This window comes from Streptomyces sp. NPDC048603, assembly GCF_043199475.1.
Taxonomy (GTDB): Bacteria; Actinomycetota; Actinomycetes; order Streptomycetales; family Streptomycetaceae; genus Streptomyces.
The window spans coordinates 538464-551033 of record NZ_JBICVY010000003.1 but is presented as its reverse complement, the minus strand read 5'-3'; the positions used below and the strand labels follow the sequence as shown (position 1 = coordinate 551033).

Annotated in this window: 13 protein-coding genes; 5 read left to right on the top strand and 8 right to left on the bottom strand. The window is 71.4% G+C overall.

Annotated elements, in window-relative coordinates:
• Nucleotides 1-13: 13 nt before the first annotated feature.
• Complete coding sequence (locus ACGFQ9_RS09250; protein ID WP_393572759.1) at nucleotides 14-775, bottom strand: NUDIX hydrolase; 762 nt, start codon at nucleotides 773-775, stop codon at nucleotides 14-16.
• A 136-nt stretch (nucleotides 776-911) separates the two neighbouring features.
• Nucleotides 912-1733, bottom strand: a complete 822-nt coding sequence (gene nth, locus ACGFQ9_RS09245) for an endonuclease III (protein WP_393573023.1) — start codon at nucleotides 1731-1733, stop codon at nucleotides 912-914.
• 261 nt (nucleotides 1734-1994) lie between these two features.
• Here nth and ACGFQ9_RS09240 point away from each other — a divergent pair, with 261 nt between their 5' ends.
• Nucleotides 1995-2669 (top strand): Crp/Fnr family transcriptional regulator, encoded by a 675-nt coding sequence (locus ACGFQ9_RS09240; protein ID WP_003981529.1) that lies wholly within the window; start codon nucleotides 1995-1997, stop codon nucleotides 2667-2669.
• A 135-nt stretch (nucleotides 2670-2804) separates the two neighbouring features.
• Here the strand turns inward: ACGFQ9_RS09240 and ACGFQ9_RS09235 are convergent, their stop codons facing one another.
• The 4 genes from ACGFQ9_RS09235 to ACGFQ9_RS09220 all read right to left on the bottom strand — a co-directional run bounded on the left by ACGFQ9_RS09235 (nucleotide 2805) and on the right by ACGFQ9_RS09220 (nucleotide 5263).
• Nucleotides 2805-3650 (bottom strand): MBL fold metallo-hydrolase, encoded by an 846-nt coding sequence (locus tag ACGFQ9_RS09235; protein ID WP_393572757.1) that lies wholly within the window; start codon nucleotides 3648-3650, stop codon nucleotides 2805-2807.
• Nucleotides 3647-4552 carry an NUDIX hydrolase gene (locus ACGFQ9_RS09230; RefSeq protein ID WP_393572756.1) on the bottom strand — a complete coding sequence of 302 codons (906 nt, stop codon included), beginning with the start codon at nucleotides 4550-4552 and terminating at the stop codon, nucleotides 3647-3649. The genes ACGFQ9_RS09235 and ACGFQ9_RS09230 overlap by 4 nt, the downstream gene beginning before the upstream one ends.
• An 88-nt stretch (nucleotides 4553-4640) precedes the next feature.
• Nucleotides 4641-5105 carry a RidA family protein gene (locus tag ACGFQ9_RS09225; RefSeq protein WP_393572754.1) on the bottom strand — a complete coding sequence of 155 codons (465 nt, stop codon included), beginning with the start codon at nucleotides 5103-5105 and terminating at the stop codon, nucleotides 4641-4643.
• Nucleotides 5102-5263 (bottom strand): DUF4177 domain-containing protein, encoded by a 162-nt coding sequence (locus ACGFQ9_RS09220; protein ID WP_007264966.1) that lies wholly within the window; start codon nucleotides 5261-5263, stop codon nucleotides 5102-5104. Before ACGFQ9_RS09220 ends, ACGFQ9_RS09225 begins: the two co-directional genes overlap by 4 nt.
• 46 nt (nucleotides 5264-5309) lie before the next feature.
• Here ACGFQ9_RS09220 and ACGFQ9_RS09215 point away from each other — a divergent pair, with 46 nt between their 5' ends.
• A complete protein-coding gene (locus ACGFQ9_RS09215) occupies nucleotides 5310-6299 on the top strand; it encodes an ArsA family ATPase (protein ID WP_393572751.1) in 990 nt (329 codons plus the stop codon).
• Entirely contained in the window at nucleotides 6296-7582 is a 1287-nt protein-coding gene (locus ACGFQ9_RS09210) for an ArsA family ATPase (protein WP_393572750.1), read from the top strand. The genes ACGFQ9_RS09215 and ACGFQ9_RS09210 overlap by 4 nt, the downstream gene beginning before the upstream one ends.
• Nucleotides 7583-7605: 23 nt before the next feature.
• Here the strand turns inward: ACGFQ9_RS09210 and ACGFQ9_RS09205 are convergent, their stop codons facing one another.
• Nucleotides 7606-7956, bottom strand: a complete 351-nt coding sequence (locus ACGFQ9_RS09205; RefSeq protein WP_365111031.1) for a WhiB family transcriptional regulator — start codon at nucleotides 7954-7956, stop codon at nucleotides 7606-7608.
• 606 nt (nucleotides 7957-8562) lie between these two features.
• Here ACGFQ9_RS09205 and ACGFQ9_RS09200 point away from each other — a divergent pair.
• A complete protein-coding gene (locus ACGFQ9_RS09200; RefSeq protein WP_393572748.1) occupies nucleotides 8563-10872 on the top strand; it encodes a transglycosylase domain-containing protein in 2310 nt (769 codons plus the stop codon).
• Nucleotides 10873-11008: 136 nt separating this feature from the next.
• Here ACGFQ9_RS09200 and ACGFQ9_RS09195 read toward each other — a convergent pair whose 3' ends face one another.
• On the bottom strand, nucleotides 11009-11470 hold the full coding sequence (locus ACGFQ9_RS09195) for a GatB/YqeY domain-containing protein (RefSeq protein ID WP_393572746.1): 462 nt from the start codon (nucleotides 11468-11470) through the stop codon (nucleotides 11009-11011).
• A gap of 76 nt (nucleotides 11471-11546) precedes the next feature.
• Here ACGFQ9_RS09195 and ACGFQ9_RS09190 point away from each other — a divergent pair, with 76 nt between their 5' ends.
• Nucleotides 11547-12485 carry a metallophosphoesterase gene (locus tag ACGFQ9_RS09190; RefSeq protein ID WP_393572744.1) on the top strand — a complete coding sequence of 313 codons (939 nt, stop codon included), beginning with the start codon at nucleotides 11547-11549 and terminating at the stop codon, nucleotides 12483-12485.
• Nucleotides 12486-12570 lie beyond the last annotated feature (85 nt).

The following is a 12570-nucleotide window of genomic DNA, read 5'->3' as shown; positions in this document are numbered from 1 at the left end:
GTGGGCCACCGTCTCATGCGCGCCAGTCGAGCGGGACCTCACGTGATCGGTCCCACGGCTGTTCCCAGCCCGCGTAGTGCAGGAGCCGATCGATCACCCCGGCGGTGAAACCCCAGACCAGAGCGGATTCGACGGTGAATCCGGGGCCGTGGTGGCCGCTCGGGTGAACGACCGTGACCCGGTGTGCCGGGTCCGTGAGATCCGCCACGGGCACGGTGAAGACCCGCGCGGTCTCGGCGGGGTCGACGGCACCGACCGGGCTGGGGGTGTGCCACCAGCCCAGGACGGACGTGACGACGAACTGGCTGACGGGGATGTACAGGCTCGGCAGCACCCCGAACAGCTGCACCCCGGCCGGGTCCAGCCCGGTCTCCTCCTCCGCCTCGCGCAGCGCGGCGCGGAGCGGGCCGGTGGTGCGGGGGTCGCCGTCCTCGGGATCGAGGGCGCCGCCGGGGAAGGAGGGCTGTCCGGCGTGAGACCGGAGGCTGCCGGCCCGCTCCATCAGGAGCAGCTCGGGGCGCCCGTCCGCGCCCTCCCCGAAGAGGATCAGGACGGCGGACTGGCGGCCGCGGCCGTCGGAGGGCGGCAGGAACCGGCTGAGCTGCTGCGGCCGCACGGTGCGCGCAGCGCGGGCGACGGGCTCCAGCCAGTCCGGCAGCCCCGCCGTGCTGAGGACGACGCCGTCGTCCTCGTACGTCGCCCCGTGCGCGGCCCGGCGCACCTCGTCGGCGGCTACGGCCCGGTCCGTGAGCCCGCTCCGGTCGGCTCCTGTCATACGCACCCCGTTCGTGGTTCTGCGTTGCCTGTTCTGCGTTCTGCGTTCTGCGTTCCGCGTGCTGCCCGTACCCGCAGCAACGCGGGCCGGTGCGTGATTCGTTCCGCCCGGGATCCTCTGCGCCCGCTCCTGTCCGCTACCGCCCGGCGCCGCCCAGCGGCGGGGCCGGCGTACCCGGATAGTCAGGGGGCGGGCTGAGGCGCTGGCCGGGCTGACCGCCCATCTCGTACTTGAGCAGCTTCCTCGCCTTCTCCGGGTCCGTCTCGCCCTCCCCGTAGGCCGGGCAGAGCGGGGCGATCGGGCAGGCTCCGCAGGCCGGCTTGCGGGCGTGGCAGATCCGGCGGCCGTGGAAGATCACCCGGTGCGAGAGCATCGTCCACTCGCTCTTGGGGAAGATCGCGCAGATCTCCGCCTCGACCTTCTCCGGGTCCTCCTGGTCGGTCCACTTCCACCGGCGGACCAGCCGCCCGAAGTGGGTGTCCACGGTGATCCCCGGGACCCCGAAGGCGTTGCCGAGGACCACGTGCGCCGTCTTCCGGCCCACGCCCGGCAGGGTGACCAGGTCCTCCAGGCGGCCCGGTACCTCGCCGCCGAAATCGTCCCGGAGCGCGGCCGAGAGCCCCATCAGGGACTTCGCCTTCATCCGGAAGAACCCGGTCGGCCGGATGACCTCCTCCAGTTCCTCCGGCACGGCCGCCGCCATGTCCTCCGGAGTCGGGTACTTCGCGAACAGGGCCGGGGTGGTCTGGTTCACCCGCAGATCGGTGGTCTGCGCGGACAGGACCGTCGCGACGAGCAGCTCGAAGGGATTCCGGAAATCGAGCTCCGGATGGGCGTACGGATAGACCTCCGCCAGCTCACGGTTGATGCGCCGGGCGCGGCGGACCAGGGCCAGACGGGATTCCGGTTTGGTCTTTCCCACAGGCTTCTTGGCAGAAGCTTTGCCCTGCGGGCGGATCGGAGCCGTGGTCACGTCTTGTTCGCCCACAGCTGAATTCCGGGTCGCCGTCACTCCTGCGGACCCCTTGGCCTGTGCTCTCACCGGCTTATTGGACACTCCGCCAGCCTAAGCCCGGGCAGTGACACCCGGCCGGACCTCCGGTAACACCACCCAGCACACCCGTACGTCCGGCATCCTTGTGATTGATCGCACTGTTTGAACCGTCCGGCAAAATGGGGAGCACGGTCCCCTGAGCTGGTCGACATAGGAGAGAGACTCGTGGACGACGTTCTGCGGCGCGCCCCGCTCTTCGCGGCGCTCGATGACGAGCAGGCCGCGGAGCTCCGCGCCTCCATGGGCGAGGTGACCCTCGCACGCGGTGACGCCCTGTTCCACGAGGGCGACCCCGGTGACCGGCTGTACGTCGTCACCGAGGGCAAGGTGAAGCTGCACCGCACCTCCCCCGACGGCCGCGAGAACATGCTGGCGGTGCTCGGCCCCGGCGAGCTCATCGGCGAGCTGTCGCTCTTCGACCCGGGCCCGCGCACGGCGACCGCCACCGCGCTGACCGAGGTCAAGCTGCTCGGCCTGGGCCACGGCGACCTGCAGCCCTGGCTGAACGCCCGCCCCGAGGTGGCCACGGCCCTGCTGCGCGCCGTCGCCCGCCGCCTCCGCAAGACCAACGACCAGATGTCCGACCTGGTCTTCTCCGACGTCCCGGGCCGCGTGGCCCGCGCCCTCCTGGACCTGTCGCGCCGCTTCGGCGTGCAGTCCGAGGAAGGCATCCACGTCGTGCACGACCTCACCCAGGAGGAGCTGGCGCAGCTCGTCGGCGCCTCCCGCGAGACCGTGAACAAGGCACTGGCCGACTTCGCGGGCCGCGGCTGGCTCCGCCTGGAGGCGCGTGCCGTGATCCTGCTGGACGTGGAGCGGCTGGCGAAGCGCTCGCGCTGACGCCGTCCGGCCGACGCCTCCGTACGGCGAGCACGTCGGAGCGCGCCGGAGCACGGCGCGCACGTCGCGCATGTCGCTGAGGGGTCCCGCCCGGGATGGGCGGGACCCCTCACGCGTCTCCCGTCACCGCTCGGCCTACTCCGGGCCGCCCGGGATCAGGCCGTGCTCGCGCAGGTACTCCAGCTGGGCCCGGACGGACCACTCCGCAGCCGGCCACAGGGACCGGTCCACGTCCGCGTAGACGTGCGCGACGACCGCCTCGGGAGTGGTGAAACCGTTCTCCACCGCCGTCTCCACCTGGGCCAGCCGGTGCGCCCGGTGCGCGAGGTAGAACTCCACCGCGCCCTGCGCGTCGTCCAGGACCGGGCCGTGGCCGGGCAGCACCGTGTGCACCCCGTCGTCGACCGTGAGAGACCGCAGCCGGCGCAGGGAGTCCAGGTAGTCGCCGAGACGGCCGTCGGGGTGGGCGACCACGGTGGTGCCGCGGCCGAGGATGGTGTCGCCGGTGAGCACCGCCCGGTCCGCCGGCAGGTGGAAGCAGAGCGAGTCCGAGGTGTGTCCGGGGGTGGGCACCACCCGCAGTTCCAGCCCGCCGACCCGGACGGTCTGCCCGGCCGCCAGGCCCTCGTCGCCCAGCCGCAGGGCCGGGTCGAGGGCCCGCACCCTGGTCCCGGTGAGCTCGGCGAACCGGCCGGCCCCCTCGGCGTGGTCGGGGTGGCCGTGGGTGAGCAGGGTGAGCGCGATCCGCTTGCCGGCGCGCTCCGCCGTGTCGATGACGGCACGCAGGTGGGTCTCGTCCAGCGGGCCCGGGTCGATGACCACCGCGAGCTCGGAGCCGGGCTCGGAGACCAGCCAGGTGTTGGTGCCGTCCAACGTCATCGCGGACGGGTTCGGGGCCAGCACGTTGACCGCACGGGCGGTGGCCGGCCCAGAGGTGACCACTCCGCGGGGCTGGCCGGGCAGAGCACCTGCACTTGTCATGACGCGCCTCCGGCGGGTCCCACGCGCTTGGTGAACTCCTCGTGGCCGGGCCAGCTGAGCACCACTCCGCCGTCCTCCCCGAGGGTGGCGCGTGCCAGGACGGGGGTGAGGTCCTGCCCGGCGGCCGCGGCGACGGCCGCGGCGGCGGTTCCGTACGGCTCCAGGGAGCGCAGGGTCGCGATGGTGGGCGGCATCATCAGCAGCTCGCCCTTGTCGTAGCCGGCGGCCGCGTCGGCCGGGCGGGTCCACACCGTCCGGTCGGCCTCGGTGGAGGCGTTGCGGGTGCGCTGCCCTTCGGGCAGGGCGGCCACGAAGAACCAGGTGTCGTAGCGGCGCGGCTCGAACTCCGGGGTGATCCAGCGGGCCCAGGCACCCAGCAGGTCGGAGCGCAGGACCAGGCCGCGGCGGTCGAGGAACTCGGCGAAGGAGAGCTCCCGGGCGACCAGGGCCTCGCGGTCGGCCTCCCAGTCGTCGCCGGTGAGGTCGGGGATGAGGGTGCCGTCGGCGGGGCCGGCCAGCAGGACCCCGGCCTCCTCGAAGGTCTCGCGGACCGCGCCGCAGACGATCGCCTGGGCAGTGCTCGGGTCCGTGCCCAGGCGGTCCGCCCACTCCTCCAGGGAGGGTCCGGCCCAGCCGATGCGGTGGTCCTCGTCGCGCGGGTCGACGCCGCCACCCGGGTAGGCGTACGCGCCGCCGGCGAAGGCCATGGAGGCGCGCCGGCGCAGCATGTGGACGGCGGGGCCCTCGGGCGTGTCGCGGAGCAGCATCACCGTCGCGGCGCGCTTGGGCGGGACCGGGGTGAGGGTGCCGTCGGCCAGGGCCCGGATCCGGTCGGGCCATTCCGGCGGGTACCACTGGCCTCCGGCGGGGGTGGCGGCGGGGGCGTGCTCGCGCTTCGACATGGCCGGATGCTACGACCATCCGGGCCGATGTTCGAGACCTCACCGCGGCGGGCCCCACCCCGCCCCCGCCGCGGGCCCGGAGCGGGGGTCAGTCGGCGATCTCGACCTGGAGCTCGACCTCGACCGGCGCGTCCAGCGGCAGGACCGCCACGCCGACGGCGCTGCGGGCGTGCACGCCCTTCTCGCCGAAGACCTCGCCCAGCAGCTCGCTGAAGCCGTTCAGCACGCCCGGCTGGCCGGTGAAGTCCGGAGCCGAGGCGACGAAGCCGACGACCTTCACGATCCGCGCGACCTTGTCGAGGTCACCGATGACCGACTTGACCGCGGCCAGCGCGTTCAGTGCGCAGATGCCCGCCAGTTCCTTGGCCTGCTCGGCGGAGACCTCGGCGCCGACCTTGCCGGTCAGCGGGAGGGAGCCCTTGACCATCGGCAGCTGGCCGGCGGTGTACACGTAGCTACCCGAGCGCACGGCCGGCTGGTAGGCGGCCAGCGGCGGGACGACCTCGGGAAGCTTCAGGCCGAGCTCGGCCAGCTTCGCCTCGACGGCACTCATGCCTTCTCCCGCTTGAGGTAGGCCACGAGCTGCTCGGGGTTGTTCGGCCCGGGCACGACCTGGACGAGCTCCCAGCCGTCCTCGCCCCAGGTGTCCAGGATCTGCTTGGTGGCGTGCACGAGCAGCGGAACCGTCGCGTATTCGAACTTCTTGGTCATGGGCCCGAGCGTAGTGCCTGTGCGGGAGTGGTTACGCTCGTTGGTTGTGAGCAGGCTCCAGGTGGTCAGCGGCAAGGGCGGAACCGGGAAGACCACGGTCGCCGCGGCACTCGCGCTGGCCCTCGCGCGCGAGGGCAGGCGGACACTTCTGGTGGAGGTGGAGGGCAGGCAGGGGATCGCGCAGCGCTTCGGGACCGAGGCGCTGCCGTACGAGGAGCGGAGGATCGCGGTCGCTCCGGGCGGCGGGGAGGTCTTCGCGCTCGCCATCGACGCGGAGCGGGCACTCCTCGACTACCTGCAGATGTTCTACAAACTGGGCTCCGCGGGGCGCGCCCTGAAGAAGCTGGGCGCGATCGACTTCGCCACCACCATCGCGCCGGGGCTGCGGGACGTGCTCCTCACCGGCAAGGCGTGCGAGGCGGTACGGCGCAAGGACAAGGCAGGCCGGTTCGTCTACGACCACGTGGTGATGGACGCTCCGCCGACCGGGCGGATCACGCGGTTCCTGAACGTCAACGACGAGGTGGCGGGGCTGGCCCGGTTCGGGCCGATCCACAATCAGGCACAGGCGGTGATGGGGGTCCTGAAGTCCCCCGAGACCGCCGTCCACCTGGTGACGCTGCTGGAGGAGATGCCGGTGCAGGAGACCGCGGACGGCATCGAGGAACTGCGGGCGGCCGGGCTCCCGGTGGGCCGGGTGATCGTCAACATGGTGCGGCCGCACCACCTGGACGAAGAGGCCCTGCGGGCGGCGGCCGGGGAGCGGCGGGCCGAGGTGGCGAAGGCGCTGTCCCGGGCCGGGCTGGGCGGGTCCCGCCGCGGCGGACCGGCCGAGGTGCTGGTGGGGCCGCTGCTGGAACAGGCCGCGGAGCATGCCGAGCGGGTGGAACTGGAGCGCGGGCAGCGCGCCGTACTGGCCGGGTTCGACGTGCCGTCGTACGAACTCCCGCTGCTCGGTGCGGGGATGGACCTGGCGGGGCTGTACGAGCTGGCGACCGAGCTGCGCAAGCAGGTGGGGGAGGACGAGGACGAGTGAGCGAGGTCGTGACGGCCGGGGTGGGGGCCCCGGCGGCCCTGGCGGTGGACGCGCTGCTGGACGACCCGGAGACCCGGATCGTGGTGTGCTGCGGGGCGGGCGGGGTCGGAAAGACGACCACGGCGGCGGCGCTGGGCCTGCGGGCGGCCGAACGGGGCCGGCGGGTGGTCGTGCTGACGATCGATCCGGCGCGGCGGCTGGCCCAGTCGATGGGGATCGACTCGCTGGACAACACCCCCCGGCCGGTGGCGGGGGTGTCGGGCGCGGGCGAACTGCACGCCATGATGCTCGACATGAAGCGGACCTTCGACGAGATCGTCGAGGCGCACGCGGACGGCGAGCGGGCCCGGGCGATCCTGGAGAACCCGTTCTACAAAGCCCTCTCTGCCGGGTTCGCGGGCACGCAGGAGTACATGGCGATGGAGAAGCTCGGGCAGCTGCGGGCCCGGGACGACTGGGACCTGATCGTCGTGGACACCCCGCCGAGCCGGTCCGCACTGGACTTCCTGGACGCGCCGAAGCGGCTGGGGTCCTTCCTGGACGGGAAGTTCATCCGGGCGCTGATGGCGCCGGCGAAGGTGGGCGGCCGGGCCGGGATGAAGTTCCTCAACGTCGGCATGTCGCTGATGACCGGGACGCTGAGCAAGCTGATGGGTGCGTCGCTGCTGAAGGACGTGCAGACCTTCGTGGCCGCGATGGACACGATGTTCGGCGGGTTCCGCACCCGCGCGGACGCGACGTACCAGCTGCTGCAGGCGCCGGGGACGGCCTTCCTGGTGGTCGCGGCGCCCGAGCCGGACGCGCTCCGGGAGGCCGCGTACTTCGTGGAGCGGCTGGCCGAGGAACGGATGCCGCTGGCCGGGCTGGTGCTGAACCGGGTGCACGGGAGCGGTGCCGCACAGCTTTCCGCGGAGCGGGCGCTGGCCGCCGCGGAGAATCTTGAAGAAGGCTGCATTGTCGATCAGGAGTCCGGGAAAGCTGGTCTCCGTGACTCCGGTGCGGACACTCCCCCGGCCGCGGACGGGATCACCGACGACGAGATCACCCTGGATGAAATCACCGTGGACGAAATCACGGCCGGACTGCTGCGTCTGCATGCCGAGCGGATGCAGGTGATCGCGCGTGAGCAGCACACGCGCGACCGCTTCGCCTCACTGCACCCCGAGGTGGCGGTGGCCGAAGTGGCCGCCCTGCCCGGCGATGTGCACGACCTCGCCGGGCTTCGGGCCATCGGTGATCGACTCGCAGCCGCCGGTTCACGGCCGGCCGGAGACGTGGAGTAGCGCGGACGTACGCGAGCGTGCCGTTAACCGGCCGCGGCGTAGGTCTCGTACGCGACGTCGACGTCCGTGCCGACATCCACGGTGAGGATGCCGGTACTGCGCTCGTACTCCGTGCGGGCCGTTTCGAGCAGCCGTCGCCACGAGGTGACGGTGGGACGCCTGCGCAGCAGCGCACGTCGTTCCCGCTCGGTCATTCCGCCCCACACGCCGAACTCGACACGATTGTCGAGCGCGTCGGCCAGGCACTCCGTCCGCACCGGACACCCGGTGCACACCGCCTTGGCCCTGTTCTGTGCCGCTCCTTGAACGAACAGTTCATCCGGATCGGTAGTGCGGCAGGCTGCCTGCGCACTCCAGTCGGTAACCCAGCCCATGCCGGCGCCGTCCTCTCCCGAATCGAGGCTCCCCCACGGCGGCAGCGGCATATTCACCGCTGCCAGTTGAGGACGTTACGGAAGGCAGGCACAGTGCAACACCCCCGACGGGCCCAATCTTGAATGGTCCGAACGGACTATGGGTAAGCGGCAGATCACCCGACGGAGTGATCGAGCGACATGCCCGGCCAATCCGGCAATTCGGGTGGAACCGGTAGAGCTCCGACCGCGGGAGGCGAAAGAATCGGACATGAGTCCACCCCATTCGGGAAGGGTGAAAATCAAGCCGAGGGGTTGATGTGGCCCGGCACTGCTGTGACAGTTGAGAGCAGCTTAGGCCAAGGCATTCGTGTGTGTCCGGCGAATGGGAACGTAGGCACCTCACGTTGTCGTGCCGTCAAGTTCAGGGGCCGACGGCTCCGGACACCGCTCGGTCGCCGAGATGCCGATGCCACTCGTTCACGCCAGGCGAGGGCTCGCCGGCCGGCACGGACCAGGGCCGGCCGACGGCGCGGCCGGCCTCCGGATGTCACGGTCTGGTACTCGAACATCCCGAGAGACCCCCAGTCCCGCGGAATGCCGCTGACAACGGATTAGGCTGCCTCCATGGCAAAGAAGCGCTCGGGCGGAGGGCTCTCGGGGAGTCAGCAGGCCGCCAAGTTCCTCGGTGTGTCCGTTCTCTCGGGAGTCGTCCTCGCCGGCATCGCAATCCCCGGAGCGGGCGCTCTGGGTCTGGCCGCCAAGGGCACGGTCGAGGGGTTCGACGAGATCCCGGCCAATCTGAAGACACCGCCGCTGAGCCAGCGCACCACCATCCTGGACGCCGAGGGCGGCACGATCGCCACGGTCTACTCGCGTGACCGCACGGTGGTCCCGATCACGGCCATCTCCCCGTACATGCAGAAGGCGATCGTCGCGATCGAGGACTCGCGCTTCTACGAGCACGGCGCGGTCGACCTCAAGGGCATCCTGCGCGCGGTCAACCGGAACGCCCAGGAGGGCGGTGCCGCGCAGGGCGCGTCCACACTGACCCAGCAGTACGTGAAGAACGTGTTCGTCGAGGAGGCCGGCGACGACACCACCAAGGTGCGCGAGGCGCAGGAGAAGAGCCTCGGCCGCAAGATCCGCGAGCTGAAGTACTCGATCCAGGTCGAGGAGGAGCTCGGGAAGAAGAAGATCCTCGAGAACTACCTCAACATCACCTACTTCGGCCAGCAGGCGTACGGCATCGAGTCCGCGGCGCACCGCTACTTCTCCAAATCCGCCAAGGACCTGACCCTGGAGGAGTCGGCGCTGCTGGCCGGCCTGGTCCAGTCGCCGAGCCGGTACGACCCGGTGAACGACTCCACCGAGGCGATGCAGCGGCGGAACACCGTCCTCCAGCGGATGGCCGAGACCAAGGCCGTCTCACAGGCCGAGGCGGACGCCGCGAAGACCAAGCCGGTCCAGCTGAAGGTGACCCGGCCGCGGAACGGCTGCATCACCGCGGTGAAGGGCGCCGGCTTCTTCTGCGACTACGTGCGCAACACCTTCCTGTCCGACCCGGTGTTCGGCGCGACCCGGGAGGACCGCGCCAAGGTCTGGAACCAGGGCGGCCTGACGATCCGTACGACGCTGGACCCGCAGGCGCAGGAGTCGGTGAACGAGTCGATCAAGGACCACGTCGACCAGACCGACAAGGTCGCGACGGCGGTCACCCTGGTCGAGCCGGGCACCGGCAAGGTCATGGCCATGGGCCAGTCCAAGCCGTACGGCTTCGGCAAGAACGAGACGCAGATCAACTTCTCCGTGGACAAGCGGATGGGCGGCTCGAACTACGGCTTCCCGACCGGTTCGACCTTCAAGCCGTTCGTGGCGGCGGCCGCGATCGAGCAGGGCATCCCCGCGACGAAGATGTACGCCTCGCCGTACGAGATGCCGTACCCCAGCCCGGTGCAGACCTGTGGCGACAAGCCGTGGGTCAACGTCAGGGACCGGGACAAGGTGGCGAACGAGAAGCGGTCCGAGGTCGGCCCCTACGCCCTTCGGGACGCCATGGCGATGTCGGTCAACACCTACTTCGTCGAGATGATCAGCGAGATGGGCCTGTGCCCGCTCGCCGAGATGACCAGCAAGCTCCGCGTCATCCCGGCCGACGGCACCAAGCTCAAGCAGGTGCCGGCGATCTCGCTGGGCACCGAGGGCATGTCCCCGCTGACCATGGCCAACGCCTACGCGACCTTCGCCAACCGGGGCACGTACTGCACGCCCGTCGCCATCCAGTCGATCACCGACGCGCACGGCAAGGCGCTCACGGTGCCGAAGTCGAAGTGCGAGCAGGTGATGTCGGAGAACACCGCCGACACCATCAACACGCTGCTGCTCGGCGTGGTCGACTCGGGTACCGGCAAGCAGTCGGGCCTCAGCGACCGGGAGAGCGCGGGCAAGACCGGTACCACGGACGAGCGCTACAACGCCTGGTTCGTCGGGTACACGCCGAACATGGCCGGGGCGACCTGGGTCGGCTCGGGCGGCGCCAAGCAGGTCTCGATGGAGAACATCACCATCGGCGGCGAGTACTACCCGGAGGTCTACGGCGGCGGTCTGCCCGGCCCGATCTGGAAGCAGGCGGTGTCCGGTGCCCTCTCCGGGCGCCCGGTCGAGAAGTTCGTCCAGGTGCACGTGCCGGAGTCCAACCCGCCGGCTCCCGGTGGCCGCGGCCGGCCGGAGCGTCCCGGCAAGCCCGGCGACAACAAGCCCGGTGACAACCGGCCCGGCGGGCGGACCGGCGGCGGCGCCAGTGACGGCGGCACGATCGGCGGCGGGACCCGCGGCACGGACGGCGGGGGTACCGGCGGCACTCCGACGAACCCGTTCCCGGGGATCACCCTGGATCCGGGCATCATCGGCGGGGGCGGCAACGGCGGCCGCCGCTAGGCCGCAGCCGAACACACACGAGGGAGGGGCTCCCGGCCGGTCGGCCGGGAGCCCCTCCCTTTGTCGTCCGCGCGCGTCGGGGCGCTTCGGGCCGCAACAGGCCGCCTCGGGCCGCGTCAGCCCGCGTCAGCCCGCGTCAGGCGAGGAGCTGCTTGACCACGGCCGCGACCCGGCCGCCCTCGGCCAGCCCGGCCACCTTCGGGTTCACGATCTTCATGACGGCGCCCATGGCGCGCGGCCCCTCCGCACCCGCCGCCTTCGCCTCCTCGACGGCCTGCGCCACGATCTCGCGCAGCTCGTCGTCGGTGAGCTGCTTCGGCAGGTACTCGTCCAGGAGCTTGCCCTCGGCGATCTCGCGCTCGGCCTGCTCGGGCCGGCCGCCCTGGGCGAAGGCGTCGGCGGCCTCGCGCCGCTTCTTCGCCTCCTTGGCGACCACCTTGAGCACCTCCTCGTCGGAGAGCTCGCGAGCGGTCTTGCCGGCCACCTCTTCCTTGGTGATCGCGGCGAGGGTGAGCCGGAGGGTGGACGAGCGCAGCTCGTCGCGCGCCTTGATGGCGGTGGTGAGGTCGTCCTGGAGCTTGGCCTTGAGCGTGGTCATGCCCCGAGTCTGCCAGGTGCTCCCCGGGTGCCGCCCACTCGTTTTCCGCGTCCCCGTGGTCTGCGACGATGTGTCCATGCGTGCGCGTTACGGAGTTCCCCTGAAGGTGACCGCGGGTCTCGCCTCGGTCGGGGCAGCCGGTGTGGCCTACGCCGCCGGCATCGAGACCAGGTCCTTCCGACTGCGCCGGGTGACCGTGCCGGTGCTGCCGCGCGGCATGCGTCCCCTGCGGGTCCTGCAGGTCTCGGACATCCACATGGTCTGCGGGCAGCGCAAGAAGCGCGCCTGGCTGCAGTCGCTCGCGGGTCTGCGCCCGGACTTCGTCGTGAACACCGGCGACAACCTCTCGGACACCGAGGGGATCCCCGAGCTGCTCGACGCACTCGGTCCGCTGATGGACTTCCCGGGCGTGTACGTCTTCGGGTCGAACGACTACTACGGCCCGCGGCTGCGGAACCCCGCCCGGTACCTGCTGGAGAAGGTTCAGGGCCGGCACGGGCTGAACGGCAACAAGCCGGTGGTGGGTGCCGTCCACAACCCGTGGGAGGAGATGCGGGACGCGTTCGACGCGGCCGGCTGGCTGAACCTCACCAACACCCGGGCCCGGCTCAAGCTGCCCGACCTCGAACTGGCCTTCACCGGCCTGGACGACCCGCACATCAAGCGGGACCGGTACGAGCAGGTCGCGGGCGGGCCGGAGCCGGACGCGGACTTCTCCATGGCGGTCGTGCACGCGCCGTACCTGCGCTCGCTGGAGGCCTTCACCGCGGACGGCTATCCGCTGATCCTGGCCGGCCACACGCACGGCGGGCAGCTGTGCGTCCCCTTCTACGGGGCCCTGGTCACCAACTGCGACCTGGACACCGACCGGGTGAAGGGCCTGTCCGCGCACGAGGCGAACGGGAACCGCGCCTACCTCCATGTCTCCGCGGGCTGCGGCACCAACCGGTACACGCCGGTCCGCTTCGCCTGTCCGCCGGAGGCGACCCTCCTCACGCTGACCCCGCGCCCCTGATTCCGCCCTGGTCAGAGCCGGTTTCCGGGCCGGCCGCTGCGGGGGTCCGCCCCCCGCGGCGCCGCTCCGTGAAAACCGGATTTCG